Here is a 16,039-nt window from a genome sequence, read left to right as displayed (position 1 = left end):
CACAAAGGAGTCAATTTTGCGAAGAAAAGTAGGTCATTTAATTTTATCTTGTAGTCAAAAGCAAAAAAGTTTGAGAAAAGAGCCTTTTTTAAATATACAAAAGAGGGTATTGAAAAACTATATGTCAATTCCGTGAACTTAAGCATATTTTTGGACTATGCGTCACTTGTTTTATAGGATATGTTTAGGCAGGAAATACTAATTTCGAATGAAGACCGAAAATTAGCGGATTTTGATAAAAGGAGTTGTACACCATGTCAGAAGAGAAAATTTATGACGTCATTATTATCGGTGCCGGACCGGCTGGGATGACGGCTGCTGTTTATACATCACGTGCAAACTTGTCGACACTGATGCTTGAGCGCGGCGTGCCGGGCGGACAAATGGCAAATACAGAAGAAGTTGAAAACTATCCTGGTTTTGACCATATTCTTGGACCAGAGCTTTCAACTAAAATGTTTGACCACGCGAAAAAATTCGGTGCAGAATATGCTTACGGTGACGTAAAAGAAGTCATTGACAGCAAAGAATATAAAACAATTAAAGCCGGAAACAAAGAATACAAAGCACGTTCCATCATCATCTCTGCTGGTGCGGAGTACAAAAAGCTTGGCGTTCCTGGCGAGCAGGAGCTTGGCGGCCGCGGTGTTTCTTACTGTGCGGTTTGTGACGGCGCATTCTTCAAAAACAAAGAACTTGTTGTTGTCGGCGGCGGAGACTCAGCGGTCGAAGAGGGCGTTTACTTGACTCGCTTCGCTTCAAAAGTGACAATCGTTCACCGTCGCGATGAGCTTCGTGCGCAAAAAATCCTTCAGGATCGTGCATTTGCCAATGACAAAATTGATTTCATCTGGAATCACACTGTCAAGCAAATCAACGACAAAGATGGCAAGGTTGGCAGCGTAACGCTCGTTTCGACACAAGATGGTGCGGAAAAAGAATTCGCGGCTGATGGCGTGTTCATATACATCGGTATGGTTCCATTGACAAAGCCATTCGAAGGCCTTGGCATCACGAACAGCAACGGCTATATCGAAACAAACGAACAAATGGAAACGAAGGTACCGGGCATTTTCGCAGCTGGCGACATTCGTGAAAAAACACTTCGCCAAATTGTTACAGCAACTGGCGACGGCAGTATCGCGGCACAAAACGCTCAGCATTATGTCGAAGAATTGATGGAAGAATTAAAAGCAAACGCATAATACAAATGCCAAACCCGCTGGATATGATTCAGCGGGTTTTTCCAATCCGTTGGTAAAAACATCCCATCTCGGCATAAATTAACAAACCGTAATTATTTATTAATTCTCCTGTAACAGTAGTGAAACAATCATGGGGTATTATAGGAGTAGAAATTGACCCCCTTTTAAAAATATAATCCTTTGACGGCACAGGTTATCCTGTGCTCTTTTTTTTGCATAAAAATGAAACAGGCCATTGAAACGGATTATAACACCATACGCCAGCAAGAATTTAAATCTGCAGAATTCACTTACTCCTTAACAAAAATATCATCTTTGTATTCATTGTGGCGAAAAACTAAAAATAGTATAATGGAAAGAATAAAAGTTGAGCTAATTTGCAGGACTGTTTTTTTCTCAATGCTGCTTTTTTTTGATATTGATTAGAATCAAAAACAGCAGCCATTTCTGTGTAAAAAACGGCAAAGTATACGAAGATTTTTAAAAGCCTAGTTGGCCTACATATAAAGAGGTGGATTGGATGCAGCGAGTGACGAATTGTGTTTTAGTAAAAGATGATAAGATTTTGCTGCTGCAAAAGCCGCGCCGAAATTGGTGGGTGGCTCCAGGCGGAAAAATGGAACCAGGAGAAACCGTGAAGGATTCATGTGTCAGGGAATTTCGCGAAGAAACAGGAATTTACCTTCGTAATCCCCAAATCAAAGGGATTTTCACATTTGTCATCAAGGAAGATGATCAAGTCGTGTCTGAGTGGATGATGTTCACGTTCTACGCGACTGAGGCAGATGGCATCAATCTCGATGAATCGGAGGAGGGCACGATTTCCTGGCATGAGCTTGACGACATCAAAGACCTGCCAATGGCAGCGGGTGATTATCACATCTTAGAATATATGGTCCATGGACAAGGAATTATCTATGGCACTTTCACTTATACACCGGATTTTGAGCTGATCAATTACAGGCTCGATCCAAATTGATACGATTAATAACTTAATTTGCAGGGGGGAAAGAGAAATGAGTACCGGTTCAAGCACTGATACCCAGCTCGTGATTATAACAGGTATGTCTGGCGCAGGTAAAACCGTCGCCATACAGAGCTTCGAAGACCTTGGTTTTTTCTGCGTTGACAACCTGCCGCCAACACTGCTGCCGAAATTCCTTGAGCTAATGAAGGAATCTGGCACGAAAATGAACAAAGTGGCACTCGTCATGGATTTGCGCGGACGCGAATTTTTTGACTCACTATTCAAAGCGCTGGATGACCTGGCGGAAACTTCTTGGGTGACACCGCAGGTATTGTTCCTTGACGCGGATGATTCCACTCTTGTGCGCCGCTATAAAGAAACGAGACGTTCGCACCCACTTGCTCCGTCAGGATTGCCGCTTGAAGGCATCCAGCTAGAACGCGAGCTTTTGGAAGAGCTTAAGGGCAGGGCGCAGCTTCTTTATAAAACAACGGGCATGAAGCCCAAGGATCTCCGTGAAAAAATCCTTGAGGAGTTTTCGGTGAACAAGAAGACGATTTTTACCGTCAATGTCATGTCCTTCGGTTTCAAACATGGAATACCGATCGATGCCGACCTTGTTTTCGACGTCCGCTTTTTGCCGAATCCGCATTATATCGAACACATGCGGCCGAAAACTGGTCTTGATGAAGACGTGTCGACATATGTTTTAAAATGGAACGAGACGAGCAAGTTCCTCGAAAAGGTGACAGATTTGCTGAGTTTCATGCTCCCTCATTATAAGCGGGAAGGAAAGGCGCAGCTCATCATCGCCATCGGCTGCACAGGCGGCCAGCACAGATCTGTTGCCCTGGCAGAACACATCGCCAAGTTTTTCGAGAAAGACTACCATACCCGTGTGACTCACCGTGATATCGAGAAAAGGCAGGGACATATAAAATGATGAGTGATGGATTGCCAAGAATCGTCATCATCGGGGGTGGAACGGGTCTCCCAGTCCTGTTGCGGGGTTTGAAAAAGCACCCTGTCGACATCACTGCGATCGTCACTGTTGCTGATGACGGCGGCAGCTCCGGCCGGTTGAGGGAGGATATGAGTATTCCTCCACCAGGTGATATCCGGAATGTCCTTGCTGCACTTTCAGATGTAGAGCCATTGATTGAAGAGATGTTCCAGCATCGATTCAATACAGCCAATGAGTTGTCCGGCCACTCGCTCGGCAATCTGATCTTGGCTGCGATGACGTCGATCACCGGCAATTTTGTCCACGCGATCCAGGAAATGAGCAAGGTCCTGAATGTGCGTGGAAAAGTACTGCCGGCCGCGAACAGGAGCGTCATGCTGAATGCCGTGATGGAGGATGACAGCATTGTCAGGGGAGAGTCCAAAATTCCTTACTCAGGAAAAAGGATCAAAAGGGTCTTTTTGAATCCAGAGGGCGTGAAGCCATTGCCTGAAACGCTCCAGGCGATCAGGGAAGCTGACTTGATCGTGATCGGGCCTGGCAGTTTGTATACAAGCATCCTGCCGAATTTGCTCGTAAAGAGACTTGGTAAAGAAGTGTGCAAAGCCAAGGCACGGAAAGTGTATATTTGCAATCTGATGACCCAGGCAGGGGAAACACATGATTTTGCTGCCAGTGATCATATAAAAGCGATCTATGACCACATGGACTGTGCTTTTATCGATACAATCCTTGTCAATAGTGAGACAATCCCGCCGGATGTGGAGCTCCGCTATAAGGAAGAGCTTGCCCAGCCTGTCCATTTTGACCTTGACCGGCTGATGTCATTGGGAATTGAAGTCGTCCAGGATGAAATCGCTGAGCTCGATGGCAATGTTATCAGGCATGACACAAAAAAAGTTTCAGAAATTTTATATTCTATGATAATAGATGAAACCAAAAAGAGATATAACGCGTAAATATAGGATGCAAGCGTTTGTCTCTTTTTGAAAAAGTACTTTTAAGTGCATTAAGCCTAAAATGCACTTCCGCAGAAAAATAAAAAGACAGCTGCTGCGCTTGCTGATTTACAAGAGTGACAGCGCTATATAAACAGGGGGGTGAGAAGGTGTCGTTCGCTTCGGAAACAAAAAAAGAACTCACGAATATTGACGTGAAGGGCTGCTGCGCTGACGCGGAACTGTCAGCTTTAATCCGGATGAATGGTTCCCTTTCCTTCTCAAATCGCAAACTCATCGTAGACATACAGACGGAAAATGCCGCGATTGCCAGGCGGATCTATACCTTGATCAAAAAAAGTTATCAGGTACAGGTGGAGCTGCTGGTGCGTAAAAAGATGCGGCTGAAAAAGAATAATGTTTATATTGTCCGCCTTAAGGAATCGGCCAGGGAAATTCTGGAGGATTTAAAGATTATCGGAGAAGGCTTTGAAATTATCCATGATATTTCACCTGAACTGGTGAAAAAGAAATGTTGTAAGCGTTCTTATTTAAGAGGTGCCTTTCTTGCAGGAGGTTCTGTGAACAATCCGGAAACGTCCTCCTATCATTTGGAGATTGCCTCCATGTACCAGGAGCATAATGACTCATTATGTGAGCTGATGAATACGTTTGGATTGAACAGCAAAACGCTTGAGCGGAAAAAAGGGTTCATCACCTATTTAAAGGAAGCTGAAAAAATCACTGAGTTTTTGACCATCGTAGGTGCGTATAATGCGCTGCTGCGATTCGAGGATATCCGGATTGTCCGCGACATGAGGAACTCGGTTAATCGTCTTGTAAATTGTGAAACAGCTAACTTGAATAAAACGATTGGCGCTGCACTTAGACAGGTAGAGAATATCCGCTTCATAAGGGATACGGTCGGCCTGCAAATTTTACCGGAAAAACTGAGGGAAATCGCTCAGCTCCGTGTCGACTACCAGGATGTCACCCTTAAAGAATTGGGCGAGATGGTAAGCGGGGGTACGATCAGCAAATCAGGAATCAATCACCGGCTGAGAAAGATCGATGAAATAGCAGATAAACTGCGAGCCGGACAGATTACAAATAAATAGAGGGCTAGAGGAGGAAAACGCAATGGTGGAAAAACAGGTGGAAGTAAAATTGAAAACTGGTTTACAAGCTCGTCCTGCGGCATTGTTCGTACAGGAAGCAAACAGGTTCTCATCTGATATTTTTCTCGAGAAGGATGGAAAAAAGGTTAACGCGAAAAGCATCATGGGATTGATGAGCCTTGCCGTAAGTGCTGGCGCATCCGTGAACCTGATCGCTGAAGGCAATGATGAAGAAGAAGCAGTGGAAAAGCTAGCTGAATATATCCAGAAAGAGAACTAAATTTTTGAAATAAGAATTCCGGGCAACTAACCAGGTTTCTGAAAGGAACCGCAAAAAAACTCGCTCCCGATAGAGAGCGAGTTTTTAATTCGGCTTTATTTGTCCTTCTTTTCTTCAAGAACGTTGCGAGTGATGATCTGGTCAACAAGACCATATTCCTTGGCGCGCTCAGCTGTCATGAAGTTGTCACGGTCAGTATCTTTCGCAATGACTTCAAGCGGCTGGCCAGTGCGCTCAGAAAGGATTGTATTCAGCTTTTCACGAAGGAAAAGAATACGCTTCGCAGCGATTTCAATTTCTGTCGCCTGTCCCTGAGCACCGCCGAGTGGCTGGTGAATCATGACTTCTGCGTTCGGAAGTGCGTAACGCTTGCCTTTTGTTCCGGCAGCGAGAAGGAATGCACCCATAGAAGCAGCCATACCGATACAGATTGTTTGAACATTTGGTCTGATGAACTGCATAGTATCGTAGATTGCCATGCCGGCAGTGATGCTGCCGCCCGGGCTATTGATGTAGATGGAGATGTCTTTTTCCGGATTTTCAGCTTCCAGGAAAAGCAACTGAGCTACGATTGAGTTGGCAACATTGTCATCAATTCCGCTTCCCAGCATAATGATGCGATCCTTTAAAAGGCGGGAATAAATGTCATATGCCCTTTCGCCCCGATTCGTTTGTTCAATAACTGTAGGAATCAAGTTCATGTTTGTTTTCCTCCTTTAACGTAAAGATCATTTACTGCCCTTGAAAAAGCAGTCACTGCCTTTTATAAGGCAAATTGCAGGCTGGCATAAACTGGTTCGCTTGCCAGAACACCTATGTAGTTTTATGATACACGCATGGTCAATAAAGGTCAAACGAATCGCTTGATTAGCCTGCAGAAACTGTTCGACAATAATGTATATTCCAATTTACTGTACCGTATCCATCTTACCCAAGAATGTCTTTTTTAAACAAGAGCAACGCCTGACATTCCAAAAAATCCTCCTTGCAAAGGAACCGAACTTACCCTATAATAGGTAAGCGTAACGCTAACTTGAAACATGCCCTCGTGGTGCAACGGATAGCACGTAAGATTCCGGTTCTTGAGATGTGGGTTCGATTCCTGCCGAGGGCGTCATTAAAATCCCGCTGAGCTTTTATAAGCTCGGCGGGATTTTTTTATTTTCAACACCTATAAATATGTGAATTTTCCTATTACTTTCAAATTAGTGTATACGACTAGGAGCATTCACCTAAACAAGCATCCCCTCCCTTTCATAGAGTAATAGAGAGGTGCATAAAAACCTCTAAAATTTTTGAAAGGAAGATGTAAATGCCACATTTTAATTTATTGCAGCAATTTCCGGAAGGCTGCTTTGAGCCGGTAACCATTGATGGCTTTGTTGTGACATTGGTTGATGTTGAGCGTTTTGGGAGTGGCTACAGGTGGATTTACCGCGTGGATAATGTGGGAGATGATACGTCCGCTCTAAGCAACTGGGTATTAGGAATTGATTTGCCTTGTCTGGACTTTATAACTGATCCTGTTGCAAGCGAAGTTTGGGAGACAGATGTCGATCCAATCCCAACCGAACTGGTTCCTGTTGATTTCGAAAGTCCGGGACAAACACCTCAAGATGGATGTCCTGAAGGTGTATGTGGTCCAGAAGGTACTCGTATAGAGGGCTTAGCCTTTATTCCAGACCAAGAGGTACTAGGTGAATTGCAGCCCGGCTTCTCCCAATTTTTTGGTTTCACTTTTAACCAGCCACCGACTGCAACAATTGCATGTGCGTCAATATCTGCTGGTGGGGAAACAGTTTGCGACGAAATTTGCGTACCAGACTGCATCGTGTGTCCAAATGCTTGTGAATGTCCAGAAACAACTGATACGTTTAACTGCACGTTCACTTTCCCACCTGATTGCTTTACGCTGCCAGAGGGTGTGACAACCGACGACGTTTTGAGCGGTTTCTGTATTGGTGAAGAAGTAATTAGTGCACCTGTAGCTTGTGAGGGTGTTGCGGAGGTATTCGTCTGCGGACAGACTCTGATTTGCTGCTGCGATGTGCTGCAATGGACTCGTACTGTGCCATTCCAGGTCCAACTGAATCTGCCTAAGGAAGGCGAATGCGGCGGACCAGTTTATGAGTGCTGCTATCAAGAGGTAACTGTAACTCAGAACTGCTTTACCTGCCTTGATGAAACAGCCATATTTGAACCTCTGACTTGCGAGAACACTAGTATCGAAGTTAACTCCATCACAGAAAATGAGGACGGTACAGTCACAGTGAACTACACGATCGTATTGCCTGATTGCGTAACTGAAGTTGAGGAACCTGCAGTTCAAACACCACCACCAGCAACTACTACAAACAGACCAGTTGTAAATAATGCAAACAGAAGGATATCTAGAAGAAGATAATCATCAAACCTCTTGCTCAATTGGGCGAGAGGTTTTTAAATGTTTTGCAGAAGGAAATGGGATACCAAATTCTTTCCATACACCAAAGCCTGTTTATCATGTAAAATGAGTGCAGGGGTGATTTGGATGGATTTGAAAGCTGGTTTATGGCAAAAACAGACTTTAAAATTGGCAATGACTCAGGAACTGACCCAGGCGATTGCACTTTTGCAATACTCCGCACAGGAGCTTGCGGCATTTCTTGAAGCTAAATCAATGGAAAATCCCCTGATGCAAGTGGACTTTAAAAACATCTCTCATTTTGATGCGAGTATGGACCGTACGCGAAAAACGAGAAAAAAGACATTTGAACGCGACCAGAAAAACTTGATTGAGCAGATTGGCGCTGGGGCGGGTGAGACGCTTGAAGACCATCTGCTTTCACAATTAAACTTGCTAAAAGCAACTCCTCAAGAAAAAATGATTTTACATGAATTGATTGTAAATATAGATGAAAACGGTTACTTGACTCTTGATCGTGAAAATCTTGTAAAAAGATATAATGTTGAACATGAAATTGTTGAATCAGCTTTTTTCAAACTCCAGTCGCTGGACCCGGCCGGAATCGGGGCTAATGACCTCAGAGAATGCCTTCTGCTGCAATTGACAAGGCAAAAGCGCACACCTGAAAATGAACTGGCAATAACGATCATCCGTGACCATTTCATGCTATTTGCTGAAAAAAAGTGGAAAGCACTGGCGAAGATGCTGAATATCGATGTAAAGGAAATTCAAAAAGTACATGACGATATCCAGCAGCTTAATCCGAAACCGGGTGCATCGTTTCAGCGTGAAAAACCTTCCTATATCGTACCTGACGTCGTGGTCAAACGTGAAGGTGACGAACTCTCGGTAAGTGTGTTCGATGCGATGATCCCAAAGGTTTCTTTTAATGAAGGATATTTCCAGCAGCTATCTGGACACAAGGATCCGGAAGTCAATAAATTCCTCCAGGAAAAGCAGGGGGATTACCAGTGGATCCAGCGCAGCCTGGTGCAAAGGAAGGAAACGCTCTTGAAAGTATCGATGAAAATTATCGAGAAACAGGAGGATTTCTTTTTAATTGGACCTGCCCATCTGAAACCGATGACGATGAGGGAAGTTGCCGATGAACTCGAAATCCATGAATCGACCGTAAGCAGAACTGTCCGTGAAAAATATATGCAGACACCGGCCGGTACTTATGAATTGAAATCATTTTTTACAAGCGCAGTCCAGACAACAGAGAACGACCAGGCATCTTCTCAAAAAGTAAAAGCAGCAATAGAACATTATATAAAAGAAGAAGATAAAACGAAGCCCATATCAGATCAAAAACTAGTTGAGATGCTAGAGGAACAAGAAGGAATGGTCTTATCCCGGAGAACCGTGGCGAAGTACAGAGACCAGCTGGGCATTCCATCGTCTTCGAAGCGGAAGAGGTTTGATTAATGCTCTGATGATCAAGTGTTTTATATATTTTTTCTGACGCTGTAAATGGATTGTTTGAACAAAACCATTATTAGCATAACAAAACATACGAAAAGAGTTTTAAAGTTTAGTCGAAGGAGATCTATATGAAAAAAACAGTCAAACTCTATTCCCGGCCGGGCTGTCATTTGTGCGAAACAGCGCGAGACATCCTGGAAGAACTTCAGCAAGATTGGAATTTTGCCATAGAAGAGATCAATATCGACCTTGATGACGAGCTTGTGGAGAAGTATGGAATCATGATTCCTGTCGTGGAAATGGATGGAGAAGAACTCCAATACGGTATTGTGAACAAAAAGTTCATAAGTGAAGCGTTTTCACGAAAAAACCTTGAGTTTATAAGTTGATTAAGGTTTTCACTCCTGTTAGAATGAAATCTGTAGCAGGGGTGATTTTTTTTACCGCGAGTGGGACATAATATGTCTTAGCGGGACATTTAAAGTCCAACGCTGGAAAAGGAGAATATCAACATGGACTTTTCGCTCATTGATATTCAAAAAAGAATATTGCCCGATTTATTGCAAGTTATGCAAAAACGATACCTCATCCTGCAGTACATAAACGTGATGCAGCCAGTTGGCAGGAGAAACCTTTCAGTAAGCCTGAATTTGACTGAACGAGTTTTGCGTTCTGAGGTGGAGTTTTTGAAGGACCAGAATCTGATCTCGATGTCGGGTCAGGGAATGACACTGACCAAAGAGGGAAAAGATATACTGGAAAGTCTTGATAGTGTAATGCGAGACATTATGGGTATAGACAGACTAGAGCGCCAGCTTCAGGAACGCATGGGAATCAGGAAAGTGATTGTTGTCCCAGGGGACAGCGACCAGTCACCATGGGTGAAAAGTGAGCTGGGGCGCGCGACAGCACATAGTATGAAAAATCTTCTTCAAAGCAAAAATATAATTGCTGTGACCGGAGGCTCGACTATGGCGGCTGTGGCGGAAATGTTGACACCCGATTTCGGAGAGAAGGATTTGCTGTTCGTGCCGGCAAGGGGCGGAATTGGCGAGGACGTCAAGAATCAGGCAAACACGATTTGCGCGATCATGGCGGACAACACGAATTCGCGCAACAGGGTCTTTTATGTGCCCGACCAGGTCAGCAGCGAAGTCTATAAAACCTTCATCAAAGAACCGCTGATTTATGAGGTTTGGAATTTAGTTAAATCCGCAAGCATGGTTTTACATGGTATTGGAGACGCTATTACAATGGCGGAACGTCGCAATACCAGCCCGGAGGATTTACATAAGATCCTCAATGGAAAAGCAGTTGGCGAGGCTTTCGGCTACTATTTCAACGAAGCCGGGGAAATCGTCCACAAAGTGCTGACGATCGGTCTCCAAATGGACGATCTCAAAAATGTAGGGGATGTCATTGCAGTTGCCGGTGGAGCGTCAAAGGCAAAGGCAATCAGAGCCTATATGAAGCAGGCACCTTCCTCAACGATCCTGATCACGGACGAAGGCGCCGCTAAAACATTGTTACAAGGGTAACACCTTAATATAAACAACACCTTTATAGGAATCAAAGGAGGAAATACACATGGCAGTAAAAGTTGGTATTAACGGATTTGGAAGAATTGGACGCGTAGTTTTCCGCGCAGCATTAAACAACCCTAATGTGGAAGTAGTAGCAGTTAACGATTTAACTGATGCAAACATGCTTGCTCACCTTTTAAAATATGACACAGTTCACGGTACTTTAAATAAAGAAATTACAGTTGACGGTGACTACCTTGTAGTTGACGGCCACAAAGTAAAAGTACTAGCTGAAAGAGATCCAGCTCAACTTGGCTGGGGCGACCTTGGCGTAGAAGTAGTAGTAGAATCTACTGGCCGTTTCACTAAGCGCGCAGACGCTGCGAAACACTTAGAAGCAGGCGCTAAGAAAGTTATCATTTCTGCTCCAGCATCTGACGAAGATATCACAATCGTTATGGGTGTTAACGACGACAAGTACGATGCAGCTAACCACCATGTAATTTCTAATGCATCTTGTACTACAAACTGCTTGGCTCCATTTGCAAAAGTATTGAACGACAACTTCGGCATCAAGCGCGGCATGATGACAACAGTTCACTCTTATACAAATGACCAGCAAATTCTTGACCTTCCGCACAAAGACTACCGTCGTGCACGTGCAGCTGCGGAAAACATCATTCCTACAACAACTGGTGCTGCAAAAGCAGTATCTCTAGTATTGCCTGAGCTTAAAGGCAAATTGAACGGTGGAGCTATGCGTGTTCCAACTCCTAACGTTTCATTGGTTGACCTTGTTGCTGAGCTTGACAAAGACGTTACTGTTGAAGAAATCAACGCTGCATTTAAGAAAGCTTCTGAAGGCGAACTTAAAGGTATCCTTGGCTACAGCGAAGAGCCGCTTGTATCAAGCGACTACAACGGCAACGCATACTCTTCTACAATCGATGCACTTTCAACAATGGTTATGGAAGGCAGCATGGTAAAAGTAATCTCTTGGTATGACAACGAGTCTGGTTACTCTAACCGTGTAGTTGACCTAGTTGATTTCATCGCTAAAAAAGGTCTGTAAGCAAATATTGGATTAACCATCCATTAACGACTATAATGTAGTGGGATGAAAAGGGGAGCGGGGTAAATTCCCTCTCCTCTTTTTCTGCTTAATCGCGCAATTGCGCTATTCTAAAGGAGGTCTCTAGCCTTGAACAAAAAGACAGTAAAAGATGTGGATGTAAAAGGAAAACGAGTTTTTTGCCGCGTTGATTTCAACGTGCCGATGAAGGATGGGCAGGTAACGGATGAAACAAGAATCCGTGCAGCGCTGCCAACAATCCAGTACCTGGTTGATCAGGGTGCGAAAGTCCTTCTTGCAAGTCACCTTGGCCGTCCAAAAGGGCAGGCTGTTGAAGAATTGCGTCTGACTCCAGTGGCAAAGCGTTTGTCTGAGCTGCTAGGCAAGGATGTAAAGAAAACAGACGAAGCTTATGGTGAGTCTGTAAAATCCGAAATTGACAGCATGAACGAAGGCGATGTCCTGCTTCTTGAGAATGTCCGCTTCTATCCTGGCGAAGAGAAAAACGATCCTGAACTAGCTAAGGCATTTGCTGAGCTGGCTGATGTTTATGTAAATGACGCATTCGGAGCTGCACACCGTGCGCATGCTTCAACTGAAGGCATCGCTAAGTACATTCCGGCTGTATCAGGCTTCCTGATGGAAAAAGAGCTTGATGTCCTTGGAAAAGCATTGTCAAATCCAGAGCGCCCATTCACAGCAATCATTGGCGGCGCAAAGGTCAAAGATAAGATCGGCGTAATCGACAACCTATTGGAAAAAGTAGATAACCTGATCATCGGCGGCGGACTTGCTTATACATTTGTAAAAGCTCAGGGCCACGAAATCGGTAAATCTCTTTTAGAAGAAGATAAAATTGAATTGGCTAAGAGCTTCATGGAAAAAGCAAAAGCAAAGGGCGTTAACTTCTACATGCCTGTAGATGCCATCGTTGCTGATGATTTTTCTGCTGATGCGAACTCAAAGGTCGTTGCGATCGAAGAAATTCCTGCAGACTGGGAAGCTCTTGATATCGGACCTAAGACAGCTGAAACTTACCGCGATGTCATTCAAAAGTCTAAATTGGTCATCTGGAATGGTCCAATGGGCGTTTTCGAAATCGACAAGTTCGCACAAGGAACAAAAGCTGTTGCACAAGCTTTAGCCGATGCTAATGATACATATTCGGTGATCGGCGGAGGAGACTCTGCAGCGGCTGTAGAAAAATTCGGCCTAGCTGAAAAAATGAGCCACATCTCCACAGGCGGCGGTGCTTCCCTTGAGTTCATGGAAGGCAAGCAGCTGCCAGGCGTAGTGGCATTGAACGATAAGTAAGATTTTTTATCAGGAGCGATGTACAGCAGTGTAAGGGTGCGGATCCTAGTCGCTATTTACGCAAAGTTCTATTGATAAGAAAGCTCTGTTAAAACCAAATAGCGTACTATAGTCACCTGTTGATTGTAGTGGAAGGCGCGAAGACTCCTCCGAAAATGCTAGCGCATTTTCATCGTGCGTGGGCAGGTTTGAGGAAGCTAACTCAATGTCCTGCGGGATTAGCAAGTCATGGGAGACCCCGCAGGCGCTAAAAGCGCCGAGGAGGCTCCCGGACTGCAAGGAAGAATTTGATCTTTGAAAAATCCGGCATTAGGGATTTTTCATAATTCTTCCCCGCGGAAAGCGAAGCGCCTGGAACGCAAATCAATAGTCTAATTTAGCACAGCCAAAGCTAATAGTATTAAGCCCAACATCCAGAGGGAACTTTTTTTAATAAAGCATTACAACGCTGTGTAAAACAGCAATTTTGAAAGGAAGTGTCAGCATGCGAAAACCTATCATTGCAGGTAACTGGAAAATGCATAAAACGCTGCCTGAAGCAAAGGATTTTATCGAAAAAGTAAGCGGACTTGTTCCATCAACGGACAAGGTTGAATCTGTTGTCTGTGCTCCGGCTTTGTTCCTTGGACAGCTAGTCGAGCTAACACAGAATTCAGACGTTGAAATCGGAGCGCAAAACATGCACTTCGAAGAAAGCGGTGCTTTTACAGGCGAAGTCAGCCCAAAAGCATTGCAAGACATCGGTGCGAAATATGTGATCATCGGACACTCTGAACGCCGTGAAATGTTCAATGAAACAGATGACACAGTAAATAAAAAGACTTTGTCTGCATTCAAATACAATCTGACTCCGATCGTTTGCTGCGGCGAAACGCTTGAGCAGCGCGAAAATGGTGAAACAAATGAGTTTGTTGGCGGCCAGATCAAAGCAGGTCTAAATGGCCTGACAGACGAGCAGGTCAAGCAGACTGTCATCGCTTATGAGCCAATTTGGGCGATTGGAACAGGCAAATCTTCAACAGCTGAAGATGCAAATGAAACTTGCGCTCACATCCGAAAGGTGATCGCTGAGCAATTTTCACCAGAAGTGGCAGAAGCTGTCCGCATCCAGTACGGCGGAAGCGTGAAGCCTGCAAACATTAAGGAATATATGTCACAGCCTGACATCGACGGCGCATTAGTCGGCGGAGCAAGCCTTGAGACAGATTCCTTCTTGCAGCTATTGGAGGCAGGTAGCAATGAGTAAACAGTCACCAACAGCTTTGATCATTCTGGACGGCTTCGCGTTGCGTGGCGAACGGATGGGAAATGCCGTTGCCCAGGCGAAAAAGCCGAATTTTGATCGCTACTGGAACCACTATCCGCATGCGCAATTGATTGCGAGCGGGGAAGCGGTCGGCCTGCCAGAGGGCCAAATGGGGAACTCTGAGGTAGGACACCTGAACATCGGTGCCGGCCGCATCGTTTACCAGAGTCTTACACGCGTAAATATTTCGATTCGTGAAGGTGAATTTGAAAAAAATGAAACCTTCCTTGCAGCGATCAAGCATGCAAAGGAAAAAGGCACTGCCCTTCACTTGATGGGCTTGTTGTCAGACGGTGGCGTGCACAGCCATATTGAGCATATGTTTGCTTTGTTGAAGCTTGCTGCCAGCGAAGGCCTGGAAAAAGTGTATCTACACGGATTCCTTGACGGACGCGATGTTGGACCGCAAACAGCTCCAGGTTATATTGAACGAACGCTAGAAAAAATGAACGAAATCGGTGTCGGTGAATTTGCGACGATTTCTGGGCGATACTATTCTATGGACCGCGATAAGCGCTGGGAACGTGTAGAGAAATCATACCGTTCAATGGTGTACGGCGACGGACCTACGTATTCGAACCCAATGGAATTGATTGAAGATAACTATAATAACGGGATCTTTGATGAATTCGTTGTCCCATCTGTGCTTGTGCGCCGGGATGGTTCACCGGTTGCGACGGTCCAGAACGACGATGCTGTGATTTTCTACAACTTCCGTCCTGACCGCGCAATTCAGATTTCAAACACTTTTACAAATAAAGACTTCCGTTCTTTCGACAGAGGCGATGCTCATCCTGAAAACCTTCACTTCGTCTGCTTGACGCACTTCAGTGAGACAGTTGACGGATATGTGGCGTTCGAGCCATCTAACCTTGATAACACTGTCGGTGAAGTGATTTCACAGGCTGGCATGACTCAGCTTCGTATTGCTGAAACGGAAAAATATCCGCACGTAACGTTCTTCATGAGCGGCGGACGTGAGCAGGAGTTCCCTGGTGAAAAGCGGATCCTGATCAACTCGCCTAAGGTTGCGACATATGACTTGCAGCCGGAAATGAGCGCTAATGAAGTGACGGACGCGTTAATTAAGGAAATCGAAGCAGATAACTTCGACGCGATTTTATTGAACTTTGCAAACCCTGATATGGTTGGACACTCAGGCATGCTTGAGCCGACGATCCAGGCTATTGAAACTGTTGACGAATGCCTAGGGCGCATCGTTGACCTGATTGTTTCAAAAGGCGGTACTGCGATCATCACTGCTGACCACGGAAATGCGGATGAGGTCGTGACACTTGAAGGAAACCCAATGACTGCCCACACGACAAACCCGGTGCCTGTCATTGTTACGAAAGAAGGCGCAGAGCTTCGTGAAGACGGAATCCTCGGCGACCTTGCTCCAACTATATTAGAATTACTAGGACTGGATAAGCCAGCAGAAATGACAGGAACATCATTAATTAAAAAATAAGGAGAGATTA

15 protein-coding genes and 1 tRNA gene are annotated in these 16,039 nt (G+C 44.8%); 15 read left to right on the top strand and 1 reads right to left on the bottom strand.

Annotated elements, in window-relative coordinates:
• The first annotated feature begins 254 nt into the window (after positions 1-254).
• The 6 genes from trxB (at position 255) to AC0VX7_RS21180 (ending at position 5,472) form a co-directional block, all read left to right on the top strand.
• A complete protein-coding gene (gene trxB, locus AC0VX7_RS21205) occupies positions 255-1,205 on the top strand; it encodes a thioredoxin-disulfide reductase (RefSeq protein ID WP_475425777.1) in 951 nt (316 codons plus the stop codon).
• 520 nt (positions 1,206-1,725) lie between these two features.
• Positions 1,726-2,184, top strand: coding sequence for an NUDIX hydrolase (locus AC0VX7_RS21200; protein WP_041967461.1), 459 nt, complete (start codon positions 1,726-1,728; stop codon positions 2,182-2,184).
• A gap of 37 nt (positions 2,185-2,221) precedes the next feature.
• Entirely contained in the window at positions 2,222-3,115 is an 894-nt protein-coding gene (gene rapZ / locus AC0VX7_RS21195) for an RNase adapter RapZ (protein WP_041967462.1), read from the top strand.
• Positions 3,112-4,095 (top strand): gluconeogenesis factor YvcK family protein, encoded by a 984-nt coding sequence (locus AC0VX7_RS21190; protein ID WP_041967463.1) that lies wholly within the window; start codon positions 3,112-3,114, stop codon positions 4,093-4,095. Before rapZ ends, AC0VX7_RS21190 begins: the two co-directional genes overlap by 4 nt.
• 149 nt (positions 4,096-4,244) lie before the next feature.
• Positions 4,245-5,192, top strand: a complete 948-nt coding sequence (whiA, locus tag AC0VX7_RS21185; protein ID WP_475425776.1) for a DNA-binding protein WhiA — start codon at positions 4,245-4,247, stop codon at positions 5,190-5,192.
• 22 nt (positions 5,193-5,214) lie between these two features.
• Positions 5,215-5,472, top strand: coding sequence for an HPr family phosphocarrier protein (locus AC0VX7_RS21180; RefSeq protein ID WP_041967465.1), 258 nt, complete (start codon positions 5,215-5,217; stop codon positions 5,470-5,472).
• A gap of 95 nt (positions 5,473-5,567) precedes the next feature.
• Here the strand turns inward: AC0VX7_RS21180 and clpP are convergent, their stop codons facing one another.
• Positions 5,568-6,173 carry an ATP-dependent Clp endopeptidase proteolytic subunit ClpP gene (gene clpP, locus AC0VX7_RS21175; protein WP_215036111.1) on the bottom strand — a complete coding sequence of 202 codons (606 nt, stop codon included), beginning with the start codon at positions 6,171-6,173 and terminating at the stop codon, positions 5,568-5,570.
• A 341-nt stretch (positions 6,174-6,514) separates the two neighbouring features.
• Between clpP and AC0VX7_RS21170 the strand changes: the two genes are divergently transcribed.
• The 9 genes from AC0VX7_RS21170 (at position 6,515) to gpmI (ending at position 16,029) form a co-directional block, all read left to right on the top strand.
• Positions 6,515-6,586: transfer RNA gene (locus AC0VX7_RS21170), tRNA-Arg, on the top strand.
• Positions 6,587-6,784: 198 nt separating this feature from the next.
• Positions 6,785-7,876 (top strand): hypothetical protein, encoded by a 1,092-nt coding sequence (locus AC0VX7_RS21165; RefSeq protein ID WP_475425775.1) that lies wholly within the window; start codon positions 6,785-6,787, stop codon positions 7,874-7,876.
• 126 nt (positions 7,877-8,002) lie between these two features.
• Entirely contained in the window at positions 8,003-9,346 is a 1,344-nt protein-coding gene (gene rpoN, locus AC0VX7_RS21160) for an RNA polymerase factor sigma-54 (RefSeq protein ID WP_475425774.1), read from the top strand.
• A 125-nt stretch (positions 9,347-9,471) separates the two neighbouring features.
• Positions 9,472-9,732 (top strand): glutaredoxin family protein, encoded by a 261-nt coding sequence (locus AC0VX7_RS21155; RefSeq protein WP_475425773.1) that lies wholly within the window; start codon positions 9,472-9,474, stop codon positions 9,730-9,732.
• A gap of 123 nt (positions 9,733-9,855) precedes the next feature.
• Positions 9,856-10,881, top strand: coding sequence for a sugar-binding transcriptional regulator (locus AC0VX7_RS21150; RefSeq protein ID WP_475425772.1), 1,026 nt, complete (start codon positions 9,856-9,858; stop codon positions 10,879-10,881).
• A 49-nt stretch (positions 10,882-10,930) separates the two neighbouring features.
• Positions 10,931-11,938: a type I glyceraldehyde-3-phosphate dehydrogenase gene (gene gap, locus AC0VX7_RS21145; RefSeq protein WP_213370605.1), complete on the top strand. Its 1,008-nt coding sequence runs from the start codon at positions 10,931-10,933 to the stop codon at positions 11,936-11,938.
• 129 nt (positions 11,939-12,067) lie between these two features.
• Positions 12,068-13,252 (top strand): phosphoglycerate kinase, encoded by a 1,185-nt coding sequence (locus AC0VX7_RS21140; RefSeq protein ID WP_475425771.1) that lies wholly within the window; start codon positions 12,068-12,070, stop codon positions 13,250-13,252.
• 484 nt (positions 13,253-13,736) lie between these two features.
• A complete protein-coding gene (gene tpiA, locus AC0VX7_RS21135; protein ID WP_475425770.1) occupies positions 13,737-14,498 on the top strand; it encodes a triose-phosphate isomerase in 762 nt (253 codons plus the stop codon).
• Positions 14,491-16,029 (top strand): 2,3-bisphosphoglycerate-independent phosphoglycerate mutase, encoded by a 1,539-nt coding sequence (gene gpmI, locus AC0VX7_RS21130; RefSeq protein ID WP_475425769.1) that lies wholly within the window; start codon positions 14,491-14,493, stop codon positions 16,027-16,029. The genes tpiA and gpmI overlap by 8 nt, the downstream gene beginning before the upstream one ends.
• Positions 16,030-16,039 lie beyond the last annotated feature (10 nt).

This window comes from Mesobacillus sp. QJM3NY_10 (assembly GCF_056173465.1).
This window is presented reverse-complemented; position numbering and strand designations above follow the sequence as displayed.

Bases quoted from the DNA above. Each gene is read 5' to 3' on its own strand.
- trxB (WP_475425777.1), top strand. From the start codon at position 255: ATGTCAGAAGAGAAAATTTATGACGTCATTATTATCGGTGCCGGACCG.
- AC0VX7_RS21200 (WP_041967461.1), top strand. From the start codon at position 1,726: ATGCAGCGAGTGACGAATTGTGTTTTAGTAAAAGATGATAAGATTTTG.
- rapZ (WP_041967462.1), top strand. From the start codon at position 2,222: ATGAGTACCGGTTCAAGCACTGATACCCAGCTCGTGATTATAACAGGT.
- AC0VX7_RS21190 (WP_041967463.1), top strand. From the start codon at position 3,112: ATGATGAGTGATGGATTGCCAAGAATCGTCATCATCGGGGGTGGAACG.
- AC0VX7_RS21180 (WP_041967465.1), top strand. From the start codon at position 5,215: ATGGTGGAAAAACAGGTGGAAGTAAAATTGAAAACTGGTTTACAAGCT.
- clpP (WP_215036111.1), bottom strand. From the start codon at position 6,173: ATGAACTTGATTCCTACAGTTATTGAACAAACGAATCGGGGCGAAAGG.
- AC0VX7_RS21165 (WP_475425775.1), top strand. From the start codon at position 6,785: ATGCCACATTTTAATTTATTGCAGCAATTTCCGGAAGGCTGCTTTGAG.
- rpoN (WP_475425774.1), top strand. From the start codon at position 8,003: ATGGATTTGAAAGCTGGTTTATGGCAAAAACAGACTTTAAAATTGGCA.
- AC0VX7_RS21155 (WP_475425773.1), top strand. From the start codon at position 9,472: ATGAAAAAAACAGTCAAACTCTATTCCCGGCCGGGCTGTCATTTGTGC.
- AC0VX7_RS21150 (WP_475425772.1), top strand. From the start codon at position 9,856: ATGGACTTTTCGCTCATTGATATTCAAAAAAGAATATTGCCCGATTTA.
- gap (WP_213370605.1), top strand. From the start codon at position 10,931: ATGGCAGTAAAAGTTGGTATTAACGGATTTGGAAGAATTGGACGCGTA.
- tpiA (WP_475425770.1), top strand. From the start codon at position 13,737: ATGCGAAAACCTATCATTGCAGGTAACTGGAAAATGCATAAAACGCTG.
- gpmI (WP_475425769.1), top strand. From the start codon at position 14,491: ATGAGTAAACAGTCACCAACAGCTTTGATCATTCTGGACGGCTTCGCG.